General features: G+C 74.3%; 18 protein-coding genes. 16 read left to right on the top strand and 2 right to left on the bottom strand.

Annotated features, from left to right (window positions below; all coding sequences use genetic code 11):
* Positions 1 to 93: 93 nt before the first annotated feature.
* Positions 94 to 3,738 (top strand): glycosyltransferase, encoded by a 3,645-nt coding sequence (locus QSK00_RS22290; RefSeq protein WP_285594223.1) that lies wholly within the window; start codon positions 94 to 96, stop codon positions 3,736 to 3,738.
* Positions 3,739 to 3,794: 56 nt separating this feature from the next.
* Complete coding sequence (locus QSK00_RS22285; protein WP_285594221.1) at positions 3,795 to 4,172, top strand: VOC family protein; 378 nt, start codon at positions 3,795 to 3,797, stop codon at positions 4,170 to 4,172.
* A gap of 10 nt (positions 4,173 to 4,182) precedes the next feature.
* Here the strand turns inward: QSK00_RS22285 and QSK00_RS22280 are convergent, their stop codons facing one another.
* Positions 4,183 to 4,596, bottom strand: a complete 414-nt coding sequence (locus QSK00_RS22280; RefSeq protein WP_285594219.1) for a metallopeptidase family protein — start codon at positions 4,594 to 4,596, stop codon at positions 4,183 to 4,185.
* A 386-nt stretch (positions 4,597 to 4,982) separates the two neighbouring features.
* Between QSK00_RS22280 and QSK00_RS22275 the strand changes: the two genes are divergently transcribed.
* The 6 genes from QSK00_RS22275 to QSK00_RS22250 all read left to right on the top strand — a co-directional run bounded on the left by QSK00_RS22275 (position 4,983) and on the right by QSK00_RS22250 (position 11,173).
* Entirely contained in the window at positions 4,983 to 5,345 is a 363-nt protein-coding gene (locus QSK00_RS22275; RefSeq protein ID WP_285594217.1) for a DUF3499 domain-containing protein, read from the top strand.
* Between the two features lie 69 nt (positions 5,346 to 5,414).
* A complete protein-coding gene (locus QSK00_RS22270) occupies positions 5,415 to 6,839 on the top strand; it encodes a phosphomannomutase/phosphoglucomutase (protein WP_285594215.1) in 1,425 nt (474 codons plus the stop codon).
* Entirely contained in the window at positions 6,836 to 7,069 is a 234-nt protein-coding gene (locus QSK00_RS22265) for a Trm112 family protein (protein WP_285594213.1), read from the top strand. Before QSK00_RS22270 ends, QSK00_RS22265 begins: the two co-directional genes overlap by 4 nt.
* A complete protein-coding gene (locus tag QSK00_RS22260; protein ID WP_285594211.1) occupies positions 7,066 to 8,211 on the top strand; it encodes an SIS domain-containing protein in 1,146 nt (381 codons plus the stop codon). The genes QSK00_RS22265 and QSK00_RS22260 overlap by 4 nt, the downstream gene beginning before the upstream one ends.
* Positions 8,212 to 8,316: 105 nt before the next feature.
* Positions 8,317 to 9,525, top strand: a complete 1,209-nt coding sequence (gene manA / locus QSK00_RS22255) for a mannose-6-phosphate isomerase, class I (protein ID WP_285594208.1) — start codon at positions 8,317 to 8,319, stop codon at positions 9,523 to 9,525.
* Between the two features lie 112 nt (positions 9,526 to 9,637).
* Entirely contained in the window at positions 9,638 to 11,173 is a 1,536-nt protein-coding gene (locus QSK00_RS22250; RefSeq protein ID WP_285594206.1) for an APC family permease, read from the top strand.
* 189 nt (positions 11,174 to 11,362) lie between these two features.
* Here the strand turns inward: QSK00_RS22250 and QSK00_RS22245 are convergent, their stop codons facing one another.
* The gene (locus QSK00_RS22245; RefSeq protein ID WP_285594204.1) at positions 11,363 to 12,973 is read right to left on the bottom strand and encodes a long-chain fatty acid--CoA ligase; all 1,611 of its coding nucleotides are present in this window, start codon (positions 12,971 to 12,973) and stop codon (positions 11,363 to 11,365) included.
* Between the two features lie 437 nt (positions 12,974 to 13,410).
* Here QSK00_RS22245 and ahcY point away from each other — a divergent pair, with 437 nt between their 5' ends.
* The 8 genes from ahcY to secA all read left to right on the top strand — a co-directional run bounded on the left by ahcY (position 13,411) and on the right by secA (position 25,204).
* Positions 13,411 to 14,892 (top strand): adenosylhomocysteinase, encoded by a 1,482-nt coding sequence (ahcY, locus tag QSK00_RS22240; protein ID WP_285594202.1) that lies wholly within the window; start codon positions 13,411 to 13,413, stop codon positions 14,890 to 14,892.
* A 262-nt stretch (positions 14,893 to 15,154) separates the two neighbouring features.
* Positions 15,155 to 15,859 carry a dTMP kinase gene (locus tag QSK00_RS22235; RefSeq protein WP_285594200.1) on the top strand — a complete coding sequence of 235 codons (705 nt, stop codon included), beginning with the start codon at positions 15,155 to 15,157 and terminating at the stop codon, positions 15,857 to 15,859.
* Entirely contained in the window at positions 15,856 to 16,533 is a 678-nt protein-coding gene (mtrA, locus tag QSK00_RS22230) for an MtrAB system response regulator MtrA (RefSeq protein ID WP_285594198.1), read from the top strand. Before QSK00_RS22235 ends, mtrA begins: the two co-directional genes overlap by 4 nt.
* A gap of 21 nt (positions 16,534 to 16,554) precedes the next feature.
* Positions 16,555 to 18,327, top strand: coding sequence for an MtrAB system histidine kinase MtrB (mtrB, locus tag QSK00_RS22225; RefSeq protein WP_285594196.1), 1,773 nt, complete (start codon positions 16,555 to 16,557; stop codon positions 18,325 to 18,327).
* Positions 18,324 to 20,123 carry an LpqB family beta-propeller domain-containing protein gene (locus QSK00_RS22220; protein WP_285594195.1) on the top strand — a complete coding sequence of 600 codons (1,800 nt, stop codon included), beginning with the start codon at positions 18,324 to 18,326 and terminating at the stop codon, positions 20,121 to 20,123. The genes mtrB and QSK00_RS22220 overlap by 4 nt, the downstream gene beginning before the upstream one ends.
* A gap of 135 nt (positions 20,124 to 20,258) precedes the next feature.
* Positions 20,259 to 21,074, top strand: a complete 816-nt coding sequence (locus tag QSK00_RS22215; protein WP_285594193.1) for a ComF family protein — start codon at positions 20,259 to 20,261, stop codon at positions 21,072 to 21,074.
* A gap of 114 nt (positions 21,075 to 21,188) precedes the next feature.
* Positions 21,189 to 21,851: a ribosome hibernation-promoting factor, HPF/YfiA family gene (hpf, locus tag QSK00_RS22210; RefSeq protein ID WP_285594191.1), complete on the top strand. Its 663-nt coding sequence runs from the start codon at positions 21,189 to 21,191 to the stop codon at positions 21,849 to 21,851.
* Positions 21,852 to 22,027: 176 nt separating this feature from the next.
* A complete protein-coding gene (gene secA, locus QSK00_RS22205) occupies positions 22,028 to 25,204 on the top strand; it encodes a preprotein translocase subunit SecA (protein WP_285594189.1) in 3,177 nt (1,058 codons plus the stop codon).
* The last annotated feature ends 109 nt before the right edge of the window (positions 25,205 to 25,313 follow it).

The raw sequence follows: 25,313 nt of genomic DNA, 5'->3' as shown, positions 1-25,313 counted from the left end.
GGTGACCCTCTCCGACGGGACCGTCGGACCCCCCTTCTAGTCTCGGGCCCGTCCGGCGAGGTGTCGGGCGACCCGACGGCGGGAGGGACTGCGGTGGCCCCCACGGCACCCGTGCTGGCGGTCCTCGTCTGTCACGACGGCGAGGCCTGGCTGCCGGAGACCCTCGGCGCGCTCGGTCGGCTCTCCGTCGGCCCCCGCCGGGTCGTCGCGGTCGACACCGGGTCGCGGGACTCCACGCCCGACCTGCTGCGGTCCTCGAACCGCGTCGACGTCGTGCTCGACCTCCCCCGGGACACCCCGTTCGGCACGGCCGTCGCGGCCGCCGTCGCCGACGCGGACCGGAGGTGGGGCCGGTCGGGTGACCGCAGCTCGGGCGACTGGCTGTGGGTGCTGCACGACGACGCGGCGCCGGAACCGTCCTGCCTGGACGTCCTGCTCTCCGTCGCGGAGTCCTCGCCGTCCGCGGCGATGCTCGGCCCGCTGCAGCTCGACTGGGACGACCCGCGGCTCGTCGTCGAGGCCGGCCTGTCCACCGACGCGTCCGGCCACCGCCAGACCGGCATCGGCTCCGACGAGCTCGACCTCGGGCAGTTCGCCACCAACTCCGAGGTCCTGGCGGTCGGCTCGGCAGGCGCGCTGGTCCGCCGTCGGGAGTGGGACGCGCTCGGCGGGTACGACTCGGCGTACGGCCTCCTGCGCGAGGACCTCGACCTCGGGTGGCGGATCAACCGGGCCGGCGGCCTCGTGCTCTGCGTGCCCTCGGCCCGGCTGCACCACGCGCGGGCGGTGACCGTCGGCACGCGGGGGCTCGACGCGCGGGGCACCGACGGAGGCCTGCGCACCACCGACCGCCGCAACGGCATGGCGACGGTCCTCGCCAACGGTTCGGGGGCCGCCTACGCGATCGGGCTCGTGCGGCTGCCGCTGCTCGCCGTGCTGCGCGCCCTCGGCTTCCTGCTGCTGCGCCGCCCGCGCGCCGCGAACGCCGAGCTCGGCGCGATGGGACGGTTGCTGGCCGACCTCGGCGACCTGCAGGAGGCCCGTCGGCGTCGGCAGCCCGACGCCGGGACGGGAGACGTCCGGGGGCTGCTCACCAGCCGCACCACGCGCCTGCGCAACGCCGTCTCCGGCGGGCTCACCAGCATCGTCCGCAACCGGGTGCGCGACGACCTCGACCTGGGGCGGCTCCCGGACTGGGCGGCCCGGCCGTCCCGCGCGCCCGCCTCCGCGGCCGCCGTCGGCGAGGGGCCGGAGGAGGGCTCGCTGCTCGTCGGGCAGGGCGCCCTGCCGGCCGGGGCCACCGCGCCGAAGCGCTCGAGCCGGCGCAAGGCCGGTCTGCGCCGCCCCGGCGGGGAGTCCGTCGCGGTCTCGCTGGCCGCACCCGCGTCGCCGGGCGAGGCCGGGCCGACCGAGTACATCGGCGGGCGCCACCGGTCCCCGGTCGACGACGCCGAGGCGGCGACGGCGCTGGTGGGCATCCCCTCCCCCCGGGAGGCGCCCGCGGAGGAGCCCGACCCGCGGCTCGTCGTCGTGCCGGTCACGCCCGGGCGCGTGCTGCGCGAGCTGCTGCTGGCGCCGCCGCTGCTCATGGTGCTGGCCCTGACCGTCGTCTCGCTGGCGGCCCAGCGCTCCCGGCTCGGGCTCGACCTCGTCGGCGGGCGCATCCGGGCCCTGCCCGAGCTCGGCCCGCTGTGGAGCGCGTACCTCGCGGAGTGGCACCCGGTGGCCGGCGGGACGGCCGCGCCGTCGTCGGCGGCGCTGGCGGTGATCGGGGTCGTCGGCGGCGTGCTGTGGCCGGTCGCCGGGTCGTCGGGACCCGGCGTCGCGGTCTCGCTCCTCCTCCTCGGCGCCCTGCCGCTGGCCGGCCTCGCGGCCTACGTCGCCGCGCGCCCGATCCGCGTCGGCCGGGTGCTGCGCGCACTCGCCGCGTCGGTGTACGCGCTGCTCGGCATCACCGGCGCGGCCGTCGCCCAGGGACGGCTCGACGGCGTCGTGGTCGTCGTGCTCCTGCCCCTCGTGCTCGCCGGGGTCGCCGCCGTGCTGCGGGGCAGCCGCACGGTCGCGGGCGCCGAGGGCGGCCGCGGCCGGCGCACCTCGTGGTGGAGCGCGGCGGCCGGCACCTCGCTGCTGCTCGCGGCGGTGTCCGCGTTCGCCCCGCTGGTGCACCTCATGGTGCTGGTCGTGGTGGTCGTCGGCTTCGCGGCCGTGCCCGCCCCCGTCGGCGCGGCGAGGCGGCGGGCCGTCGCGCTCGCGGCCGTCGTCGTCCTGCCGGTGCTGCTCCTCCTGCCCTGGCCCTCGACGCTGCTCCGGGCACCGCAGGTGCTCCTGCACGGCACCGGCTCGCCGGTCACCGAGCGGTTCGCGAGCACCCTCGACATCCTGTCCCTCGACCCCGGCGGGGCGGGCTCGCTGCCGGTCGTCGGGTTGATCGTGCTCGTCGTGGCGGTCGGCGGCGCGCTGCTCGCCCCGCGGCGCGCGATGGTGCCCGGTCTCGCGATCATGCTGCTCGGGATCGTCGCCGCCGGGATCGTCGGCACGGTCCCGCTCGCGCCGCTGTCCGGCGGCGACCCGCGGCCGGGCTGGACCGGCCCCGCCCTCGCGTTCGCCGCGTGCGGTGCCCTGTGGAGCCTGCTCGCGCTCGTCGCCGAGGCGCGCGTGACGCCCCTCGGCACGCTGGTCACGGGGCGCTCGGGCCCGCGCCACCGGCCCGCCCCCCGGCAGCTCGGCGACCCCGCGATCGACCTCGGACCCGACGGCGTCCTGACCCGCGTGGGCGGCGGGGCCCGGTCGGCCGCGTCGCGCGTGGGCACGGCCGTGTCCTCGCGCCTGCGGGTGCGGGCGAGCGACGCGGCGCCGGGGCGCGCCCGGGGCGTCGCCGTCCCCGTCGTGGCGGCCGCGGCGGTCGCCCTCGCGGTGTGCGCGGTCCTCGTCGGGCCGCGTGGTCCGGTCACCGCACGGCCGGCGCCGGTCCTCGACGCGGCCCTGTCCGGGCGGCTGGCCGCGGCGGGCGCCACCGTCGTCGAGGTCGGTCTCGCCCCCCGGTCCGACGGGCCGGGCTTCGCGCTCGACACCGACACCACCCGCCGGGCGGGCGTCGAGCTGCCCCGCTACGGCGACGACGACCTCGTGCCGGTCGGTGCTGCCCCCGCCCGGCTCACCCGGGACGTCACCGCGCTGCTCTCCGGCGACCCGGCCACGGTGCAGGCGGGTGCGGCCGAGCTCGCCGCGTCCGGCACCGCCGCGGTCGTCCTGCCCGACGCCGCGGTCGCCGAGCGTGCGGTGGGCGCCGGCTCGCCGCTGCTCTCCCCGGCGGCGCCGACCTCGGACGGTCGGTCGGTCCTGACGATCGGGCTGCCCGTCGCCGGTGCCGTGATCCTCGAGCCGCCGGTGTCCGACGACGCCACCGACGCGAAGGCCGCGCCCCGCCGCCCCTCGGGCATCGGGACGCTCCCCGCCGGCCCGCCGACGGTCGGGGTGCTCATCTCGCCCGGCGCGGACCGGCGGCTCGTGGTCCTCGCGGCCGAACGCGAGTCGGGGTGGACCGCCACGGTCGGTGGGGCACCCGCCGACATCGTTCCGGCGTGGGGGCACCTGGTCGGGGTGCCGGTGCCGGCCGCGGGCGGCCCGGTGGTCGTCACCCGCGACGACACGCTGCGGGGGCTGCTCCTGTTGCTGCAGCTGGCGCTCGTGCTGTTCACGGCGCTCTCGGCGCTGCCGTCGCGGACCCGGCTGGACTGAGCCCCGCTCGACCTGGTCCGGCGAGAGTGTCGGGGGTCGCCGCTAGCGTCCGCGGCATGCTCGATCACTTCGGGATCCCGGTCGCCGACGTCGACGCGGCCGTCGCCCGCTACCTGCAGATCTTCGCTCCGCTCGGGTTCACCGAGGCGATGCGGTTCCCGCACGAGGGGAGCTCCGTCGTGGGGCTCGCCGGCGCCGCCGGGATCCCGCAGTTCTGGCTGACGCCGGGCGGGCCGGTGGAGCAGGAGCTGCACGTCGCGTTCTCGGCGCCGGACCGCGCGGCGGTCGACGCCGTGCACGAGGCCGCGGTGGCCGCCGGTGTGGAGGTGCTGCACGCGCCGCGGGAGTGGCCGGAGTACCACCCGGGCTACTACGGCGTCTTCCTCCGCGACCCCGACGGACACAACGTCGAGGCCGTGCACCACGGCTTCTAGGGGCCGGCTCCTAGGGCTCTTCGTCGGACCCGTCGTCGATCGTGTCGGGCTCGACCCCGAGGTACTCCGCCACCTGCTCCACGAGCACGTCGTGCAGCAGGTCGGCCAGGTCCTCGCCGTCGAGGGCGCGCGCCTCGAGCGGGCGCCGGTAGAGCACGATGCGCGCCCGGGTGGGAGCGCCGCGCCGGTCGACGCCGGCGGGCACCAGCCGGGCGAGCGGGATGTCGCCGTCGCCCACCACGCCGTCGTCGTCGGGCGCGGGGGTCGACACGTCGGGGACGTCGTCCACGGCGACGTCGAGGTCCTCGAGCTCGGCGCCCCACCGGTCCTCGATCGGCTCCAGCGCCTCGAGCACCACGGCGTCGAACCGTTCCGCGCGGGTGCGCGCCGCGGGGGCGCCCGCGGGGTAGAGCGGGGCGCGCATGCCCCGCCCCCGTCGGTCACGGCGTCGCGGGCTCCGGCCCACCGACGCGCCTCCCGCCCGCGTGCCGCCCGAGCGCCCACCGATGCGGGTACCACCCCTCGCCATGAGCGGCGAGCCTACGCCCCGGCGGGGTCGACCGAGGTCGCCTCGCCCGCGAGGGGCACGCCAGGCAGGCGCCGGGGCGCGTCGGCGTGCCTGACGTGACCCTCGCGCTCGGTGCGGCCCGGGCGCGCTCGCCTCGCCCGCGAGGGGCACACGGGGCAGATGCCGGGGCGGGTCGGCGTGCCTGACGTGACCCTCGCGCCCGGCGCACACGGTTCCGTCCCCCGACGCGCCGAGCGAGCCTGCGCGACGGGAGCCGGGAGAGGCGTCTATCGTTCCGTCCCGTGCGAGGAGTACGGAAGTGCTCACGGACCGGGTGCGGCCGTGCGGCCGTGGCCACGTTGACGTACGTCTATTCCGATTCGACGGCCGTCGTCGGTCCGTTGGCGACCAGTGCGGAGCCGCACTCGTACGACCTCTGCGAGTTCCACGCCCTGCGCCTCACCGCCCCGCGCGGGTGGGAGGTCGTGCGCTACGAGGGTGAGTTCCCCTCCGAGCCGAGCGCGGACGACCTGACCGCGCTCGCCGAGGCGGTGCGCGAGGCCGGTCGCGCCGAGCCGCGGTCCGAGGCCGTCGGGCTGGGCACGGTCGCCGGGACCGGGCGGCGGGGGCACCTGCGGGTGCTGCCGGATCCCTCGGGCTCCTAGGAAGTCCCGCCACTCCATCGGGTGGCCGCCGAGCCGCACGTCGTCGGACCCGGCCGATACGCTGCGGGTGTGAGCAGTTCAGCAGCCACCGAGTCCGCGCAGGCCGCCCGCTCCCGCGTCATCGGCCAGGTGATCAAGGCCTACGACGTCCGGGGTCTGGTCGGCGAGCAGCTCGACGCCGCCTTCGTCCGCGACGTGGGTGCGGCATTCGCCGAGCTGCTGACCTCCGAGGCCGGCGCGCCCCCCGCGAACGGCATCGTCATCGGCCACGACATGCGCGACTCCTCGCCGGAGCTCGCCGCCGCGTTCGCCGAGGGCGTCACCGGCCGCGGCGTCGACGTCGTCGAGATCGGGCTGGCCAGCACGGACATGCTCTACTACGCCTCCGGCACGCTCGACGCGCCCGGCGCGATGTTCACCGCGAGCCACAACCCGGCGACGTACAACGGCATCAAGCTCTGCCGCGCGGGGGCCAGCCCCGTCGGGCAGGACACCGGGCTCGACGAGATCGCCGCGATGCTCGACCGCGGGCCCGGCGAGGTCCCCGGCGCCACCGACCGGACGGGCACCGTCACGCAGCAGGACATGCGCGAGGGCTACGCGGAGTACCTGCGCGGCCTGGTCGACCTCTCGGGGATCCGGCCGCTCTCGATCGTCGTCGACGCCGGCAACGGCATGGCCGGCTACACCGTGCCCGCAGTGCTCGACCCGCTGCCGATCGACGTGCACCCGCTCTACTTCGAGCTCGACGGCACGTTCCCCAACCACGAGGCCAACCCGCTGGACCCGGACAACCTGGTCGACCTGCAGCGCGAGGTCTCCAACCTCGGCCACGCCGACGCCGGGCTCGCCTTCGACGGCGACGCCGACCGCGTGTTCCTCGTGGACGAGCGGGGCGAGGCGGTGAGCCCGAGTGCGATCACCGCGCTCGTGGCCACCCGCGAGCTCGCGAAGGAGCCGGGCTCGACGGTCATCCACAACCTGATCACCTCGCGGGCGGTCCCCGAGATCGTCAGCGAGGCCGGCGGGAAGCCGGTGCGCACCCGCGTCGGGCACTCGTTCATCAAGGCGACGATGGCCCAGACCGGGGCGATCTTCGGCGGCGAGCACTCCGCGCACTACTACTTCCGCGACTTCTTCCGGGCCGACTCCGGGATGCTCGCGGCGCTGCACGTCCTCGCCGCGCTGGGGGAGCAGGACAAGCCGCTCTCCGAGCTCATGGCGCAGTACTCGCGCTACGCCGCCTCCGGCGAGGTCAACTCGACGGTGGCGGACCCGCAGGCCAGGATGGCGGAGGTGGAGCAGCTCTACGGGGACCGCGAGGACGTCACCACCGACACGCTCGACGGGCTGACGGTGATGTTCGACGGCGGCGACTGGTTCAACCTGCGTCCGTCGAACACCGAGCCGCTGCTGCGCCTGAACGTCGAGGCGTCCGACGCCGACGCCGTGGCCGCCCTGCGCGACGAGGTGCTCGCGGTGGTGCGGCGATGAGCACGGCCGGCCCGCTGGGGCTCGACCCCGCCCTCCTGGAGATCCTGGCCTGCCCCGCGCCCGACCACGGCGAGCTGCGCGCGGACGTCGACGCGTCCACCCTCACCTGCACGGTCTGCGGGCGGACCTACCCGGTCACCGACGGCATCCCGGTGCTGCTGCTCTCCGAGGCCGTGGGAGGCCCGGACGCGGGTCCCGACGGCGGGTCGAGCGACACCACGGGCGGGTGAGGACGGTGCTCGACGAGGCGCTGCTCGAGGACACCGGCCGCCTGCTCGACGCCGATCGCGCCGGCGTGCTGCGGGCGGCCGCGACCGCCGGCGCCCAGGTGCGGGCGACCTGGGCGGCCGCGCAGGAGTCGGGCATCGGCTCGCTGGGTGGCCTGCGCCCGCGCGCCCTCGTGCTGCTCGCCCGGCCCGGCCCCGAGCGCGCCGTCGCCGCCGTCACCGCCGCGCTCCTCGAACCCACGTGTCCGTGCCCGGTGGTCGTCACCGGCACCGCGCCGCCGTGGCTCGGCCCGCTCGACGTCGTCGTGGCGTCCCATCGCGGCTCCGAGCGCGACCCGGCCGACGCCGCGATGGCGGAGGCGGTCGACCGCGCGGTCCGGCGCAATGCGCACGTCGTCCTGACCGGGCCGGCCGACGGCCCGGCCCCGGCCGCCGCCGCCGGACGGGCGATCCAGATCTCGCCGCGCGTGCCCGTGCTCGACGGGCTCGCCGCCCCGACCGACCTGGCCGCCGCCTACGCCACCGCCCGCGCCCTGGACCTCCTCGACGTCGACGGCGAGGCCCTGGCCGACCGCCTCGACGACGAGGCCGAGCGCAGCGGTCCGCGCCACGAGGCGTTCGTGGCCCCGGCGAAGGCGCTCGCGCTCCGGCTGGCCGAGCACACCCCGCTGCTCTGGGGCACCGACGCCACCGCGATCGCCCTCGCGGGCTACGGGGCCACGGCGCTCGCCGCGCACGCGGGCGTCGTCGCGCACGCCGGCGGCCTGACCGGCGCGGTCGGCGTGCCCGCCCTCGCCGCCCGCCTCGACGGCGGCACCGGCGTCGACTCGATCTTCGCCGACCCGTTCGACGATCCCGGCCCCGACGGCCCGCCACCGCGGCTGGTCGTCGTGACCGTCTCCGAGGACGTGCCGACGCGGCGGCTGGCCCAGGACGCCGAACGGCGCTGGCCGGCCGCGGACCGTCTCGAGCTCGACGACCTCGAGCTCGCGGGGCCCGGGGTCGGGCGGGACGCGATCCGGGCGGGGGTACTCGCGTTGCGGCTCGATCTCGCGGCGCTGTACCTGGGCCTCGCGACCGGGTCGCTCGGGGCCGACCCGGACGCCGAGCGGGATCCGGGCACGGTGCCCGGCATCGGCGCCTGAGACCGGAGCGGCCGCGGACCCGCGGCGCCCGACCGGGCGGACCCGGGCCACGACGGCCCGGTCCGCGACACCGACGTGCAGGAACGACGCAGGGGGAACGAAGCGGTGGAACTGCTCGAGGGGACGGTGCGGCCCTACGCCTGGGGGTCGCGCACCCACATCCCGGCGCTGCTCGGCGAGCAGGTCCCGTCGCCGCACCCGCAGGCCGAGCTCTGGTTCGGGGCACACGTCGACGACCCGTCGCGCCTGCCGGGCGGCCGCACCCTGCTGCACGCGATCACCGAGGACCCCGAGGGGGCGTTCGGGGCCGACCGCGCCGAGCACTGGGGCGGCCGGCTGCCGTTTCTGCTCAAGGTGCTGGCCGCCGAGGAACCGCTCTCGCTGCAGACCCACCCGTCGGCCGAGCAGGCCGTCGCCGGGTTCGCCCGCGAGGAGGCCGCCGGCATCCCGCGCACCGCGTCGAACCGCAACTACCGCGACGCCCTGCCCAAGCCGGAGATTCTCTGCGCGCTGGAGGAGTTCCACGCCCTCGCAGGGTTCCGTGACGCCCGGGCGACCCTGCGCCTGATGCGGGCGCTGGACGTGCCGGGGCTGCGTCACCACACCGAACTGCTCGCCGCCCAGCCCGACCCCGACGGGCTGCGCGCGGTCTTCACCACGTGGATCACGCTGCCGCAGCGTGCGGTCGACCAGCTCGTGCCCGAGCTCCTCGACGCCTGCGTCGCGCTGCTGAAGAGCGGTACCGACGAGTTCGACCGCGAGGTCCGCACCCTGCTCGACCTCGGCGAGCGCTACCCGGGGGACGCCGGTGTCCTCGCGGCGCTGCTGCTCAACCGCGTGGTCCTCGCCGAGGGCGAGTGCCTGTTCCAGCCGGCCGGCTCGCCGCACGCCTACCTGTCGGGCTGCGGCGTCGAGCTCATGGCCAACTCCGACAACGTGCTGCGCGCGGGGCTGACCCCCAAGCACGTCGACGTGCCCGAACTGCTGCGGATCCTCGACTTCCGCTGCGGCCCGCCGATGCTGCTGCGCCCGGAGACCGACGGACCGCGCTCGGTGTTCCACGCCCCCAGTGAGCACTTCCGGCTGGTCCGGCTCGACCTTCCCGACGGCGGCACCGCCGACGTGGGGATCGACGGCCCCCGGATCGCGGTGGTCGTCCGCGGTCAGGCCGTGCTGGAGGGTGCGGGCGGCACGCTCGCCGTCCCGCAGGGCCGCGCCGTGTGGCTGCCCTCGGCCGACCGCTCCGTGGACGTGGCGGCCGTCGACGGACCGGCGCTCGTCTTCGTCGCGGGGGACGGGCGGCCCGGGCGTTAGGTCCGTGCGGGCACAGGTTGCTACCAGTCGTCCCGCCGACACGACGAGTGTCGGTTTCCCCCGATAGGGTCCGCGCCACCGCACACGTTCTTCACGGAGAGGGGGCCGGGGAATGGCGACGACCACACCTTCGCCGCGCACGAACAGCCTGTTCCGCACCAAGTCGGTGGAGCAGTCGATCCGCGACACCGACGAGCCGGACAGCAAACTGCGTCGCGAGCTCGGTGCGCTGGACCTCACCGTCTTCGGGGTCGCCGTCCTCATCGGCGCCGGCATCTTCACCATCACCGCGCGCGTGGCCGGGGACATCACCGGCCCCGCCGTGGCGATCTCCTTCGTCATCGCCGCGATCGCCTGCGGGTTCGCGGGCCTCTGCTACGCGGAGTTCGCCTCGACCGTGCCGGTCGCGGGCAGCGCCTACACGTTCTCCTACGCGACGTTCGGCGAGTTCATCGCCTGGATCATCGGCTGGGACCTCGTGCTGGAGTACGCGCTCGGCGCAGCCGTCGTCTCCACCAGCTGGGCGAAGTACCTGGGCCAGCTGTTCACCGGCGACGGCACCGCCACCACGGTGTCCCTCGGCGGCCTCGACGTCGACTGGGGTGCGATGCTCATCATCGCGGTCCTCACCGTGGTGCTGATCCTGGGGATCAAGCTCTCCAGCACCGTCTCCACCGTGATGACCGCGATCAAGGTCGGCGTGGTGCTGCTCGTGATCGTCGTGGGCGCGTTCTACATCCGGTCCGCGAACTACTCGCCGTTCATCCCGCCGTCGGGCGGGGAACAGGCCGGCGACGGCGGCGTGAAGGCCTCGCTGCTGTCGCTGATCGCGGGCAGCGACGGATCGACCTACGGCGTGTACGGCCTGCTCGCCGGCGCCTCGCTCGTCTTCTTCGCGTTCATCGGGTTCGACGCCGTGTCCACCACGGCCGAGGAGACGAAGAACCCGCAGAAGGACCTGCCGCGCGGCATCCTCGGGTCGCTCGGCGTCGTCACCGTCCTCTACGTGGCCACCTCGCTCGTGCTGGTCGGCATGGTGAGCTACACCCAGCTGCGGACCGGGCCGGGCGGCGACACCGCCACGTTGTCCACCGCGTTCACCCTGGTGGGGGCGAACTGGGCCTCGACGATCATCGAGGTCGGCGCGCTCGCCGGTCTCACCACGGTGGTCATGGTGCTGATGCTCGGCCAGAGCCGCGTCTTCTACGCGATGAGCCGTGACGGGCTGCTCCCGCGCAACCTCGCGCGGACCGGCTCCCGCGGGACCCCGGTCACCATCACGATCATCATCGGGACGCTGTGTGCCCTGCTCGCCGGGTTCTTCCCGGCCGACGAGCTCGAGTCGATGGTCAACATCGGCACGCTGTTCGCCTTCGTGCTCGTGGCCGTCGGCACCTGGGTCCTGCGCCGCCAGCAGCCCGACCTGCCCCGCAGCTTCGTCGTGAAGGGCCTGCCGATCGTCGCGACCCTCGCGGTGATCTCGTGCCTCTGGCTGATGATCAACCTGACCGTCGAGACCTGGATCCGGTTCATCGGCTGGATGGTGCTCGGCGTGATCATCTACTTCGCCTACTCGCGGCGGAACTCGGTGCTGGGCAAGCGGGAGCGCGGCGAGCTGCCGGAGACCACGGTCGGCGCGCGGGACTGAGCCGCGGCGCACGTCCTCGCCACGTCGTCGGCGGCAGGGTCGGCGGGTGCGAACCTCCCGTCCCCGCCGCCCGGTCGGCCTCGGCGCCCTGCTCGTGTCGGTCCTGCTCGCAGGATGCGCACCGCGACACACACCGCGGACTGCGCCGACGGCGGGTCGCGTCGCGACCCGCCGTCGGGAACCCGTCTCCTAGCCCTTCTCGGCCGCGAACTTCTCGCGCAGCGTCTTCTTCGAGAACTTCCCGGTCGAGGTCTTGGGCACCTCGTCGATGAAGACGACGTCGTCGGGGATCTGCCACTTCGCGACCTTCGTCGCCAGGTACTCCTTGACCTGGTCGGGGGTCAGCTCGGCGCCCTCGCGCACCACCACGCAGGCCATCGGCCGCTCCGACCACTTCTCGTCGGGGACGGCGATGACCGCGGCCTCGGCGACCTCGGGCATGCCCATGATCTGGTTCTCCATGTCCACCGAGGAGATCCACTCGCCGCCGGACTTGACCAGGTCCTTCGTGCGGTCGACGAGCCGGACGTAGCCGCTCGGGTCGATGATCGCGACGTCGCCGGTGCGCAGCCAGCCGTCGGCGGTGAACTGCTTGCCGCCGTCCTCGTTGCGGTAGTACGACGCCGCGATCCACGGGCCGGCGGCCTGCAGCTCGCCCGAGGAGGTGCCGTCCCAGGGGACGATCTCGCCGGTGTCGGGGTCGGCGAGGCGGAGCTCGACCAGCGGGGTCGGCTGGCCCTGCGTGGCGCGGACGTCGGCGAGCTCGTCGTCGGAGAGCCCGTCGTGGATCGACCGGAGCATGCCCGTCGTCGCGATCGGGCTGGTCTCGGTCATGCCCCACGCCTGCGTGATCGGCAGCCCGACCTTCTCCCGCCAGCCCTCGGAGAGCGAGCGCGGCACCGCGGAGCCGCCGCAGAGCACGATCCGCAGGTGCGGGACGTCGGAGCGCTCGAGCTCGGGCAGGACGCCCATCCAGATGGTCGGCACGCCGGCGGTGACGGTGATGTCGTGGTCGCGCAGCATCCCGGCGATCGCCTTCGGCACCATGTTCGGCCCGGGCATGACGATCGAGGCGCCGCAGAACACCGCCGCGTAGGGCGTGCCCCAGGCGTTGGCGTGGAACATCGGGACGATCGGGAGCAGGACGTCCCGCTCGACGAGCCCCGCGACGTCGGCGATGAGCACCGCGATCGAGTGCAGCACCGTCGAGCGGTGGGAGTAGACGACGCCCTTCGGGTTGCCGGTGGTGCCCGACGTGTAGCACATGGCGGCGGCGCGGTTCTCGTCCGCGACCTCGAAGAGACCGGGGAACGGCTCGACCGAGGCGAGCAGCTCCGCGTGGTCGACGATGCGCTCGTCGTCGGGGATCTCGGTGTCGGCGCCGTCGTCGATGACGACGAATTTCTTCACGTTCGGCATCTGCTCGGCGAGCGGCCAGAGCATCCCGAGCAGCGCCCGCTCGACGAAGATCACCTCGTCGTCGGCGTGGTTGACGATGTAGACGAGCTGCTCGGGGAAGAGCCGGATGTTGAGCGTGTGCAGCACGCGGCCCGTACAGGGCACGGCGAAGTACAGCTCGAGGTGGGCCGGGGTGTTCCAGCAGAAGGTGCCGACGCGGGCATCCTCGGCGACGCCGAGGGCGTCGAGGGCCGCGGCGGTCCGGCGGACGCGCTGCCCCCAGTCCGCGTACGTCGTCGTGGTGACGGCGCCGCCGACGCCGATCCCGGTGAGCGTCTTGTGACCGAACATCTGCTCGGCCCGGTGGAACACGTGGGGGAGGGCGAGGGGACGGTCCTGCATCTGTCCGAGCACGGGCGCGGCCTTCCTGGAGCTGCTTCGGGAGGAGGAAGGCGAGCCTACGACCGGATGTGGCGCCGGTCATACCGTTGGCGTCCGTACGCAACCGTGTGACCGGGTGCACTGTGACCCGGGTGACGAACCGGGACTACCGCCGCCCTACCTGCGGGGACCTCGCGCGGTCGGGCGGAGTGCGGTCGCTCCGCCTTGACCACCCCCGGGACCTGTGTGAACCTCGAATCACGGCAACAGAACGCACGTGACGTGCGTCGGAGCCGCCGAGTGGCGCTGCAACGGGCTTCGCCCGCCACGCTCGGTGGATTCCGCACCATCGCAAGGGCGCCTCCGGACGGTGGAGGACCGCGCCCGAGGTCCGGCGACGAGCCGGGTCGATGACTGCACGGTCGTACCACTCACCCCACGACAGCGGATGAGGAGTCATGGCAGCAGTAGGCACCACGCACGAGAAGTACGCCGAGAAGAACGGGATCGACTTCGCGGTCGCCGACCTCTCGCAGGCCGACTTCGGTCGCCGCGAGATCCGCCTCGCCGAGCACGAGATGCCCGGGCTGATGGCCCTGCGGCGCGAGTACTCCGAGGCGAAGCCGCTGCACGGCGCGCGCATCTCCGGCTCGCTGCACATGACGATCCAGACCGCGGTGCTCATCGAGACCCTGGTCGAGCTCGGTGCCGAGGTCCGCTGGGCCTCCTGCAACATCTTCTCCACGCAGGACCACGCGGCCGCCGCGGTCGTCGTCGGCCCGCACGGCACCCCCGAGGAGCCCAAGGGCGTCGCGTGCTTCGCCTGGAAGGGCGAGTCGCTGGAGGAGTACTGGTGGTGCGCCGAGCAGATGCTCGCGTGGCGCGACAGTGAGACCCGCGGCCCGAACATGATCCTGGACGACGGCGGCGACGCCACCATGCTCGTCCACAAGGGCGTGGAGTTCGAGAAGGCCGGCGTCGTGCCGAGCACCGAGCTCGACGACCCCGCCGAGTACCAGGTCGTCCTCGAGACCCTGCGTCGCTCGCTCGCCGAGGACCCGCAGCACTGGACCAAGGTGGCCTCGGGCATCCGCGGCGTCACCGAGGAGACCACGACGGGCGTGCACCGCCTGTACGAGTTCTTCAACGAGGGCAAGCTGCTCTTCCCGGCGATCAACGTCAACGACTCGGTCACCAAGTCGAAGTTCGACAACAAGTACGGCTGCCGCCACTCGCTCATCGACGGCATCAACCGCGCCGTCGACGTGCTGATCTCCGGCAAGAAGGCCGTCATCTGCGGCTTCGGCGACGTCGGCAAGGGCTCCGCGGAGTCGCTGCGTGGCCAGGGTGCCCGCGTGACCGTCACCGAGGCCGACCCCATCTGCGCGCTCCAGGCGCTGATGGAGGGCTACGACGTCAACACCGTCGAGAACGTCATCGACGAGGCCGACATCGTCATCACGACGACCGGCAACAAGGACATCATCACGCTCGAGCACATGAAGCGGATGAAGCACCAGGCGATCCTGGGCAACATCGGCCACTTCGACAACGAGATCCAGGTCGAGAAGCTCGAGAAGTCCGGCGCCACGCGGATCAACATCAAGCCGCAGGTCGACGAGTGGCGCTTCGAGGACGGCCACTCGATCATCCTGCTGTCCGAGGGTCGCCTGCTGAACCTGGGCAACGCCACCGGGCACCCCAGCTTCGTCATGTCGAACTCGTTCGCGAACCAGACGATCGCGCAGATCGAGATCTTCACGAAGCAGGACGAGTACCCGATCGGCGTCTACCGCCTGCCGAAGCACCTGGACGAGAAGGTCGCGAAGGTCCACGTCGAGGCACTCGGCGCGGAGCTGACCAAGCTCACCAAGGAGCAGGCCGAGTACATCGGCGTCGACGTCGAGGGCCCGTACAAGCCGGAGCACTACCGGTACTGATCGGACCTGACCTCGGAGGGCCCCGTCGCCACGTGCGGCGGGGCCCTCCGTCGTGTCCGGGTGTGCCCTCGCCGCGAGGTTCACGTGGGGCAGGTTCCGTGGCCGTGGGCCCTGCCTGGCGTGCACCTCGGCGCGGGCGGGCCGGGCAGCCGGTCCGCGAGGTTCACGTGGGGCAGATCTCGGGGCTGCTCGCCCTGCGTGGTGTGCACCTCGCCGGTCCCGCACCGCCGTCACGCTGCGTTCCTGGCTAGCGTGGCCGTCCGTGGGTGTTCTGGTGGCCGTCGAGGGCCTGGACGGGGCGGGCAAGGCGACCCTGGTGGCCGCCCTGCACCGCGCGGCCGAGCACCGGGGCGCGACGGTCGGCGCGATCGCCTTCCCGCGCTACGACGACGACGTCCACGCGGCACTGGCCGGCGAGGCGTTGCGCGGCGGGCACGGCGACACCGGCGCCTCCGTGCACGCGATGGCCCTCCTGTTCGCCCTCGACCGCCGGGCCGCGCGCGAGGAGCTCGCCACCCGCCGTCGGGACTGCGATCTGCTGCTGGTCGACCGGTACGTGGCGTCGAACGCGGCGTACGGCTCGGCGCGGCTGCACGAGGGCGTCGGCGGGTTCGCGGCCTGGGTGGCGGCCACCGAGATCGAGCGGTTCGGGCTCCCGGTGCCGGACGCGCAGGTGCTGGTCCGGGTGCCGCCGGAGCTCGCGGCGCAGCGGGTCCGCGACCGTGCGGCGCAGCGGCCCGACCGCGCCGCCGACGGCTTCGAGGCCGACGCCGAACTGCAGGGACGGTGTGCGGCGGTCTACGACGCCCTCGTCGAGGAGCAGTGGCTGGCACCCTGGTGGGTGTCCGACAATCGGCAGTCGGGGGACAACGCGCTCACCCGTACGGCTGACGCCGTGCTGGATGCCGTGCTCGGGGACGCATTCGCTCCCGGATCGTCGGTGAGAAGTGACACCATTGAGACATGAGCTCCCGGATCCTCGTGGTGGACGACGACTCCTCGCTCGCCGAGATGCTGACGATCGTCCTGCAGGGCGAGGGTTTCGAGACGACGGTCGTCTCGGACGGGGCCGACGCGCTGCCGACGGTGCGGGAGTCCGCGCCGGATCTGGTGCTGCTCGACCTGATGCTGCCGGGCATGAACGGGATCGACGTCTGCCGGGCGATCCGGGCCGAGTCCGGGGTGCCCGTCGTCATGCTGACCGCGAAGACCGACACGGTGGACATCGTGCTCGGGCTGGAGTCGGGCGCGGACGACTACATCGTCAAGCCGTTCAAGCCGAAGGAGCTCGTCGCCCGGATCCGGGCGCGGCTGCGGCAGTTCCCGTCGGAGCCCAGCGAGCAGATGCAGATCGGCGACGTGACGATCGACGTCCCGGCGCACCAGGTGCGTCGCGGCGGCGCGCCGATCCCGCTCACGCCGCTGGAGTTCGACCTGCTGGTGGCGCTCGCCCGCAAGCCGCGGCAGGTGTTCACCCGCGAGGTGCTGCTCGAACAGGTCTGGGGCTACCGGCACGCGGCGGACACCCGGCTGGTGAACGTCCACGTGCAGCGGCTGCGCTCCAAGGTCGAGACGGACCCGGAGCACCCCGAGGTGGTGCTGACCGTCCGCGGGGTCGGGTACAAGGCCGGCCCGCCCTGATCGGTGTGACCGGGGTGATCCGTGGCTGAGCGTCTCGCCGGGCTCCGCCGCCGCGCCGAGCTGGCCCTCGCGGAGCGGGTCGGCGCCGTCCGCGTGCTGTGGCGCCGGTCGATGCAGCTGCGGGTCGTGCTGTCCACGGTCGCGATGTCGACCGTCGTGGTGCTCGTCCTCGGCCTCGTCCTGCAGACCCAGATCGCGGACCGGCTGCTCGAGGGCAAGGAACAGGCCGCCCTCGTGCAGGCCGACATCAGCCGCGGCAACCTGGAGCGCGACCTCGCCCGCGTCGATCCCGACCGCGACGGCACGCAGGCCACGCTCGACGAGGCGCTCGACGGGCTGACCTCCTCCGGCTCCGGGTCCGACCGCGACGCCGGGGCCTTCGAGGCCGTGCTCGTCGCCGGCACCGAGGCCATCGGGACACCCGGGGCGACGGGGTCGAGCGGATCGGTCACCGACCCGTCGTCGGGACCCGCGGGGGTGGTGCCGCCGCAGCTGCGCGCCCCGGTGCTCAAGGGCTTCCTCGCGACGAAGTACGTGACGGTGACGAGGACCGGGCGCCCGGACGTCCCGGCGTACGTCGTCGGCCAGCCGGTGCGGACCGCCGGACGCAACCTGCAGCTGTACCTGATCTTCCCGCTCACGGCCGAGCAGCGGACCCTCGCGCTGATCCAGTCGACGTTGGCGCTGGCCGGGCTGGCGCTGCTGGGTCTGCTCGCGGGGATCTCGAGCATCGTCACGCGCCAGGTCGTGCGTCCGGTGCGCCAGGCCGCGGACGTGGCCGAGCGGTTCGCCGACGGACACCTCGACGAGCGCATGCCGGTCTACGGCGACGACGAGGTGGCGCGCCTCGCCGAGTCCTACAACGAGATGGCCGCGAGCATCCAGCAGCAGATCCACCAGCTCGAGGAGTTCGGGGCGCTGCAGCGACGGTTCACCTCCGACGTCAGCCACGAGCTGCGGACGCCGCTGACGACGGTGCGGATGGCGGCCGAGGTGCTGCACGCGCAGGCCGAGGACCGGAAGGACACCGACCGGATCGCCCACCGGAGCGCGCAGCTGCTCGTCGACGAGCTGGACCGCTTCGAGTCGTTGCTGGGTGACCTGCTCGAGATCAGCCGCCTCGACGCCGGGGTGGCCGAGCTCGCCGTGGAGCGGGTCGACGTCCGCGACGTCGTGCGCCGTGCCGCGGAGACCGTGCGCCACCTCGTCGACGAGACCGCGACGCCGCTGCTGCTCGACCTCGCCGAGCCCGCCGCCGCGGAGGTCGACCCGCGTCGCGTCGAGCGGATCCTGCGCAACCTGCTGGCCAACGCGATCGACCACGGCGAGAGCCGGCCGGTCGAGGTGCGGGTGGCGGCCGACGAGCACGCGGTGGCGGTCGTCGTGCGCGACCACGGGATCGGCCTGAAGCCCGGCGAGGCCGGCCTGGTGTTCAACCGGTTCTGGCGCGCCGACCCCTCGCGCCAGCGCCGCAGCGGCGGCACGGGGCTGGGGCTCGCCATCAGCCTCGAGGACGCGCGCCTGCAGGGCGGCTGGCTGCAGGCGTGGGGCGAGACCGACCACGGCGCGGTGTTCCGGCTGACGCTGCCGCGCACCGCCGGGGACCTGCTGCGCACCAGCCCGCTCCCGCTCATCCCCGTCTCGGCGGCACCCGCCGAGGCCGAGCCCGGCATCCACGAGGCCGCGGGCACGACGGGCACGGCGCTGCCCCCGCCCGAGACCGGCGAGTTCGCGGTGGTCGTGCCGGAGGAGCTGCCCGACCCGTCGTCGGGGACCCCGGAGGACGCACGATGACGTCCCGACGACGGCTCCTGCCGGCCGCCGTGCTCGGTCTCGTCGCCCTGCTCCTCGCCGGGTGCGCCACGGTGCCGGGCTCGTCCGACGTGACCGTGCTGCGGCGCGTGGGCGACCCCGCCGAGCCGAGCGCCCCTCCGGGGCCCGCCCGGGGTGCCGGCCCCCTGGAGATCGTGCGCGGCTGGATCCTGGCCTCCGGCGCGACCGCGGAGCGCCACAGCGCCGCCCGGGCGTTCCTCGCCCCGGCCACGGCGGGCAGCTGGGACGACGGCGCGTCGCCGACGGTCGTGTCCGACCGGGTGGACACGACCTTCTCCGAGGGCAACGGGCAGGCGCCGGAGGCGTCGGTGCGGGTCCGGGCGGACAAGCTCGGCACCCTGCGCCCGGACGGGGCCTTCGTGGCCGACCCGGGCACCGTCGACGTCACCGTGAACCTCACCCAGGACAACGGCGTGTGGCGCATCTCCGGCCTGCCGCCGGGCACCATCGTGCGGCGGACCGACCTGCGGGCGAACACCCGGCCGGTGCGCATCTGGTTCCTCGCCGCCGTGGGCGGCGCGCCGGTCGGGGAGACCCGCTACCTCGCGACGAGCCCGGCCCGGTCGGTCGCCTCGCGGGTGCTCGACGAGCTGCTCTCCGGCCCGTCCGAGGACCTGCGCGGGGCGGCGCTGTCCGCCCTGCCGCCGGGGGCGATGCTGCGCTCGGCGGTGGGCACGAGCCCGGACGGGGTCACCACCGTCGACCTCACCCGCATCGGTCCGGTCGACGCGCTCGACGGCGGGCGCCGCACCGAGATCGCCCAGCAGATCGTGCTGACGCTCGCCGGGGTGGGCATCGACCGCGTCGCGCCGAGCGTCGACGGCGAGCCGCTGGTGGAGGGACGCACCGAGCTCGGCGTCGCCGACGTCCTCGCCTCCCTGCCGCCCGTGGTCCGCGAACGCCGCGACCTCCCCAGCGACAACGCCTCCTCCGCCCCGGCCGCGCCGCCCGCCCTCGTGGTGACCGGCGGCCGGGTGCTCACCGTCCCCGACAACCCCTCCGCGGCGAGCGCGAGCGCCCCCGACCTCGTCACGGGTGTCGACGACCCCCGCAGCGCCAGCCTCTCGCCCGACGGGCGGGACGTCGCCGTCGTCGGGCTGGGCGCGGACGGGATGCGGCTGTGGGTCGGCCGGTCCGGTGCCGCCGCCACGCCGAGCCCGGTCGCCGGGCGCTACGTCGGCCGCCCGTCCTGGACCCCGGACGGCAGCGAGGTCTGGGCGGTCGTCGACGGCGTTCCGGTCCGTGCGGTCCGCGCGCCCGGGGACGGCGGCGCCCTCACCCCGGTCGCCCTCGACAGCACCTCCCTCGCCGGCTACGGCCCGCCGACGACGCTGCGGCTCTCCCCGGACGGCACGAAGGTCGCGCTGGTGGCCGGGGGCCGGGTCCTCGTCGCGACCGTCATCCGCGACAGCGGCGGCGGCGCGCGCCTCGGGCCGGTGCGCGTGCTGCGCCCGGGGCCGGTCGGGGAGGCCCTCGCGGGCGTCCTCGACGTCACGTGGTCGCAGACCGACCGGCTCGTGGCGGTGGGCACCGCCCTCGGCCGCCCGGTGCAGAGCGCCTCCGTGGACGGCCTCGACCTGGACAGCCCGACCACCACGAACCTCACCCCGCCCGTGACCGCGGTGGCCGCCGCTCCGGAACGCCCGACGCTCGTGGTGGACCAGGGCGGGCTCTGGTCCCTGCCGGCCAGCGGCGGCGACGTCTGGAGCTCGGTCCCCGGCGGGTCCAACTCGTCCGTGCCCGCCTACCCGGGGTAGACCGCTCGCCCGTCCGCGCCACCGCGTCGGCGATCGGGTCAGCGGATCGTCCCCAGCCCGCTCCCGACGACGGGTCGTCCCCAGGCCCGGGCGGTCCGCTGGCGACCGGAGGGCGGGGCGGCCGAGCATCGAGGTGTGATCACAGCCGCGTGGCGCGCCCTGCTCGACCTCCTGCTGCCCACACCCTGCGGCGGCTGCGACGCGGTCGTGGAGCCCGGCCACGGGCTCTGCGCGGGTTGCCGCGCGGAGCTCGCCCGCCCGGTGCCCGCCCCGGACCTGGCCGGGCTGCCCCCGGCGATGGCGCTCGCGCCCTACCGCGGGGCACCCCGCCGCGCGGTGATCGCCTACAAGGAGCGCGGCCGTCGGGACCTCGCCCGGCCGCTGGCCGCCGCCCTCGCCGCGGCACTCGCGGAGGCGTTCCCGCGGGGGCCCTGTCTGCTCGTGCCGGCGCCGTCGCGGCCCGGGGCGGCCCGGGCCCGGGGCGGTGACCACATGCTGCACCTGGCCCGCACGGTCGCGGCCGGGACCGGTCACGTCGTGCTGCCCGCGCTGGCCCTGTCGTGGCGCGCGCGGGACTCCGTCGGCCTCGACGCCCGGGCGCGCGCCGCGAACCTGGCCGCGCACCTGCGGGTCCGGCGCCGGCTGCGGGCCGTTCCGGACGACGACCGGCCGGTGGTGCTGCTCGACGACGTGCTCACCACGGGCGCGACGGCGCTCGCGTGCGGGCGGGCCCTCGCCGACGCCGGGCGGCCGGTCGGGCTGGTGCTCGTGATCACCGCGGTCGGGGCCCGACGCCCGGTGGTCCCGGGGGGTCGTCCGACCCGACGGAGGGTCACCCGGACGGGTGCTCCCGGGGTCGTGTCGATCCGCCGCGAGCAGGACGGAGCCGCCCGTCGCCCGACCCGGGAGACGCCCGCACGACACCTTCCGGCCACCCGTCGGAGTCGCTAGCGTGTCCCCTCTCACCGGTCCGGCGACCGAGAGGAGGCACGAGGAGTCGTATCGCGACGCCACGGCCTGCTCGGGCCGATGTGGCGGCGCTCCGTCCTTCCCACGGGAGTTGATGTGGAGATCGTCATCTGTGGCCGCAACGTCGAGGTCCCGGAGCACTTCCGCGACCACACGACCGAGAAGTTGGCCCGACTCGGACGCTTTGACCACAAGGTCATCCGGATGTCCGTCGAGCTCTCGCACGAGAACAACCCGCGTCAGACCAAGACCTGCCAGAGCGTCGAGATCACCGGCCGCGGGCGGGGACCCGTCGTCCGGGCCGTCGCCTGTGCCGGCGACTTCTACTCCGCCCTCGACCTGGCCGTCGGCCGCCTCGAGGAGCGGATGCGCCGTTCCCACGACCGCCGCGTGCACCGCTCCGCGCGCCGTCGTGTCGCCGTCGGCGCCGGCGGACCGGGCGAGGAACTGCCGACCAGCGGCGCCGAGCTCGACGACTCCCTGCCCGACGCGCTGCGCGAGCCCGGGGAGGACACCGCCGTCCCCGCCGCCCGCGAGGCCCTCGACGACCGCTTCGGCCGGGAGGTCGAGGGTGACGGCCCGGGGCGCATCGCCCGGGTCAAGGAGCACGAGGCCGTGCCGATGACCGTCGACGACGCCCTCTCCCAGATGGAGCTGGTGGGGCACGACTTCTTCCTGTTCTCCGATAAGGCGAGCGGACGGCCGAGCGTGGTCTACCGGCGTCACGGCTACGACTACGGCGTCATCCACCTCGTCTGACGCCTCCTCCGCCCGGTGACGGGTGGTCGCAGGAGGTGCCGGGGTCCGGTCCGGCGACGACCGGGCCCCGGACCGCCTCCGTGGTGCGCGCTTACCATGGGGTGCGTGTCCACGCACTCCCCACGAGTGCCGCGGGCGCGGGCCGACGACGACGAGGACGAGCGAGGTCACCCATCGTGGTGCTGAACCGACTGCTGCGAGCCGGCGAGGCGAGGACGGTCAAGCGTCTCGGCGCGATCGCGGACTACGTCGACACCTTCGCCGACGAGATCGAGGCGCTGTCCGACGCCGAGCTGCGGGGCAAGACCCAGGAGTTCCGCGAGCGCTACGCCGACGGCGAGTCGCTCGACGACATGCTGGGCGAGGCGTTCGCGGTCGTCCGCGAGGGGGCCAGGCGCACCCTCGGCCAGTTCCACTACCGCGTGCAGCTCATGGGCGGTGCCGCCCTGCACCTGGGCAACGTCGCCGAGATGCGCACCGGTGAGGGCAAGACGCTGGTCTCCACGCTGCCCGCCTACCTCAACGGGATCACCGGCGAGGGCGTGCACGTCGTCACCACGAACGACTACCTCGCCCGCCGCGACTCCGAGTGGATGGGCCGGGTCCACCGCTTCCTCGGCCTGACCGTCGGCGCGATCTACTCCGAGATGCCGCCCGACGAGCGGCGCGAGGCCTACAAGGCCGACATCACCTACGGCACGAACAACGAGTTCGGCTTCGACTACCTGCGCGACAACATGGCCTGGTCGAAGGCCGAGTGCGTCCAGCGCGGGCACGTCTTCGCGGTCGTCGACGAGGTCGACTCGATCCTCATCGACGAGGCCCGCACGCCGCTGATCATCTCCGGGCCCGCCGAGCAGAGCGCCCGCTGGTACTCCGAGTTCGCCCGGCTCGCGCCGAAGATGTCCAAGGACCTGCACTACGAGGTCGACGAGCGGAAGAAGACCGTCGGGGTCACCGAGGAGGGCGTCGCCTTCATCGAGGACCAGCTCGGCATCGAGAACCTCTACGAGGCCGCGAACACCCCGCTGGTCGGATACCTGAACAACGCGATCAAGGTCAAGGAGCTCTTCCTCAAGGACAAGGACTACATCGTCCGCGACGGCGAGGTCCTGATCGTCGACGAGTTCACCGGTCGCGTGCTCGCGGGTCGCCGCTACAACGAGGGCCTGCACCAGGCGATCGAGGCCAAGGAAGGCGTCGAGATCAAGCAGGAGAACCAGACTCTTGCGACGATCACGCTGCAGAACTACTTCCGCCTCTACGAGAAGCTCTCCGGGATGACCGGTACGGCCCAGACCGAGGCCGCCGAGCTCTCCAAGACCTACAAGCTCGGCGTCGTGCCGATCCCGACGAACCGGCCGCCGCAGCGCGTCGACCAGCCCGACCTGGTCTACAAGACCGAGGCGGCGAAGTTCGAGGCCGTGGCCGACGACATCGCCGAGCACTACGAGCGCGGCCAGCCGGTGCTGATCGGCACCACGAGCGTCGAGCGCTCGGAGTACCTCGCGAAGCTGCTCGTGCAGCGCGGCGTCGAGCACTCGGTGCTCAACGCGAAGTTCCACGAGCAGGAGGCCGGGATCATCGCCCAGGCCGGGCGCCGTCGGGCCGTCACGGTCGCGACGAACATGGCCGGTCGCGGTACCGACATCGTGCTGGGCGGCAACCCCGACTTCATCGCCGACCTCGAGCTGCGGGCCAAGGGACTCGACCCGGTCGAGACCCGCGAGGAGTACGAGGCGGCGTGGGACGACACCCTCACCCGCGTCAAGGACGAGGTCCGGCGCGAGGGCGAGGAGGTCAAGAAGGCGGGCGGCCTCTACGTCCTCGGGACCGAGCGCCACGAGTCGCGCCGCATCGACAACCAGCTCCGCGGGCGCGCGGGCCGCCAGGGCGACCCGGGCGAGTCGCGCTTCTACCTGTCCCTCGGCGACGAGCTGATGCGCCGGTTCAACGGCGCCATGGTCGAGACGATCATGACGCGGTTCAACCTGCCGGAGGACATGCCGATCGAGGCCAAGATGGTCTCGCGGGCGATCCGGTCCGCACAGACGCAGGTCGAGCAGCAGAACTTCGAGATCCGCAAGGACATCCTCGAGTACGACGAGGTCATGAACCAGCAGCGGACGGTGATCTACGACGAGCGCCGCCGCGTGCTCGACGGGGAGAACCTGTCCGAGCAGATGCAGAACATGATCGTCGACGTCGTCACCGCCTACGTCGACGGCGCCACCGCCGAGGGCTACAGCGAGGACTGGGACCTCGAGAAGCTCTGGGAGGGCCTGCGCCAGCTGTACCCGGTGTCGGTGCGCTGGGAGGACGTCGCCGAGGAGCACGACGACATCGACCGTGACGTGCTCGTCGAGGTCCTCACCGAGGACGCGCTGGCGGCCTACGAGCGCCGCGAGGCCGAGATCGACGGCATCGTGCCCCAGGGCGGGATGCGCGAGCTCGAGCGCCAGGTGATCCTCTCGGTGCTCGACCGCAAGTGGCGCGAGCACCTGTACGAGATGGACTACCTCAAGCAGGGCATCGGGCTGCGGGCGATGGCCCAGCGCGACCCGAAGATCGAGTACAAGCGCGAGGGCTTCGAGATGTTCTCCTCGATGATGGAGGGCATCAAGGAGGAGTCCGTCGGCTTCCTGTTCAACCTGACCATCCAGGTCGAGGAGATCGCGCCGGTCGACGCGGTGCCGGGCGCCAACCCGAACACCGACACCGCCATGCAGCCCGCGATCACGCCGGAGACGCCGCCGCAGGACGGTCGCCGGCTCACGACGGCGGGTGCGGCGCCGGTCTCGGCCCCGACGCGGCCGGTCGGTCCGGTCGGCGGCCAGGGCCCGGGTCGGCAGGCCCCGCCACGCATGGTCCCGCCGGACCCGCGCTCGACGCCGACGACGGCCATCCCGGCGGCGGGTCGCCCCCAGGCGCCGGTCGACCGGCCGTCGCAGCCGAGCGGCCCGCAGCCGAACGCGGCTCCGGTGCCGACGGGGCGTGCGGGCCGGGGTGGCCCGAACGGTCGCCACGGCCGCCAGGCCCCGCCCGCGGCGGCCGACGCGGCCACGCAGCCGACCGCGGCCGGCCCGGCGATGTCGCAACTGAACGGCGGGCCGGTCCCCGACGCCTTCCGCGGCGCCGGGCTGGGCGGGAACCGTCCGCAGCAGCTCAACTACTCGGGCCCGGACGAGGACGGCCGCACCGCCGCGGGCGGCGGGGCCCGGACGGGCGGTCGCCACGCGGGCGGCAACCCGCAGCAGGCCCGTCGCGCCGACACCCCGTCGCGCAACGCGCCGTGCCCCTGCGGCTCGGGCCGCAAGTACAAGCAGTGCCACGGGGCGCCGCCGCGGGGCTGACCCGCGGCCACCTTGTCGCGGCGAGCCGCACGGCACCGGCCGTCTTGTCGCAGTGAATCACTGCGACAAGGTGAGCCGGACGGTGCGGTAGCCCGCGACAAGGGCGCCG

Source organism: Actinomycetospora sp. NBRC 106378 (genome assembly GCF_030269685.1).
Classification (GTDB): Bacteria; Actinomycetota; Actinomycetes; order Mycobacteriales; family Pseudonocardiaceae; genus Actinomycetospora.
The sequence above is the reverse complement of the archived record's forward strand: the minus strand, read 5'-3'. Positions and strand labels throughout refer to the sequence as shown.

Excerpts from the sequence above, each read along its gene's own strand:
- QSK00_RS22250 (WP_285594206.1), top strand. The coding sequence starts at position 9,638 with ATGGCGACGACCACACCTTCGCCGCGCACGAACAGCCTGTTCCGCACC.
- QSK00_RS22220 (WP_285594195.1), top strand. The coding sequence starts at position 18,324 with ATGACGTCCCGACGACGGCTCCTGCCGGCCGCCGTGCTCGGTCTCGTC.
- QSK00_RS22280 (WP_285594219.1), bottom strand. The coding sequence starts at position 4,596 with ATGCGCGCCCCGCTCTACCCCGCGGGCGCCCCCGCGGCGCGCACCCGC.
- ahcY (WP_285594202.1), top strand. The coding sequence starts at position 13,411 with ATGGCAGCAGTAGGCACCACGCACGAGAAGTACGCCGAGAAGAACGGG.
- QSK00_RS22265 (WP_285594213.1), top strand. The coding sequence starts at position 6,836 with ATGAGCACGGCCGGCCCGCTGGGGCTCGACCCCGCCCTCCTGGAGATC.
- QSK00_RS22285 (WP_285594221.1), top strand. The coding sequence starts at position 3,795 with ATGCTCGATCACTTCGGGATCCCGGTCGCCGACGTCGACGCGGCCGTC.
- mtrA (WP_285594198.1), top strand. The coding sequence starts at position 15,856 with ATGAGCTCCCGGATCCTCGTGGTGGACGACGACTCCTCGCTCGCCGAG.
- QSK00_RS22245 (WP_285594204.1), bottom strand. The coding sequence starts at position 12,973 with ATGCAGGACCGTCCCCTCGCCCTCCCCCACGTGTTCCACCGGGCCGAG.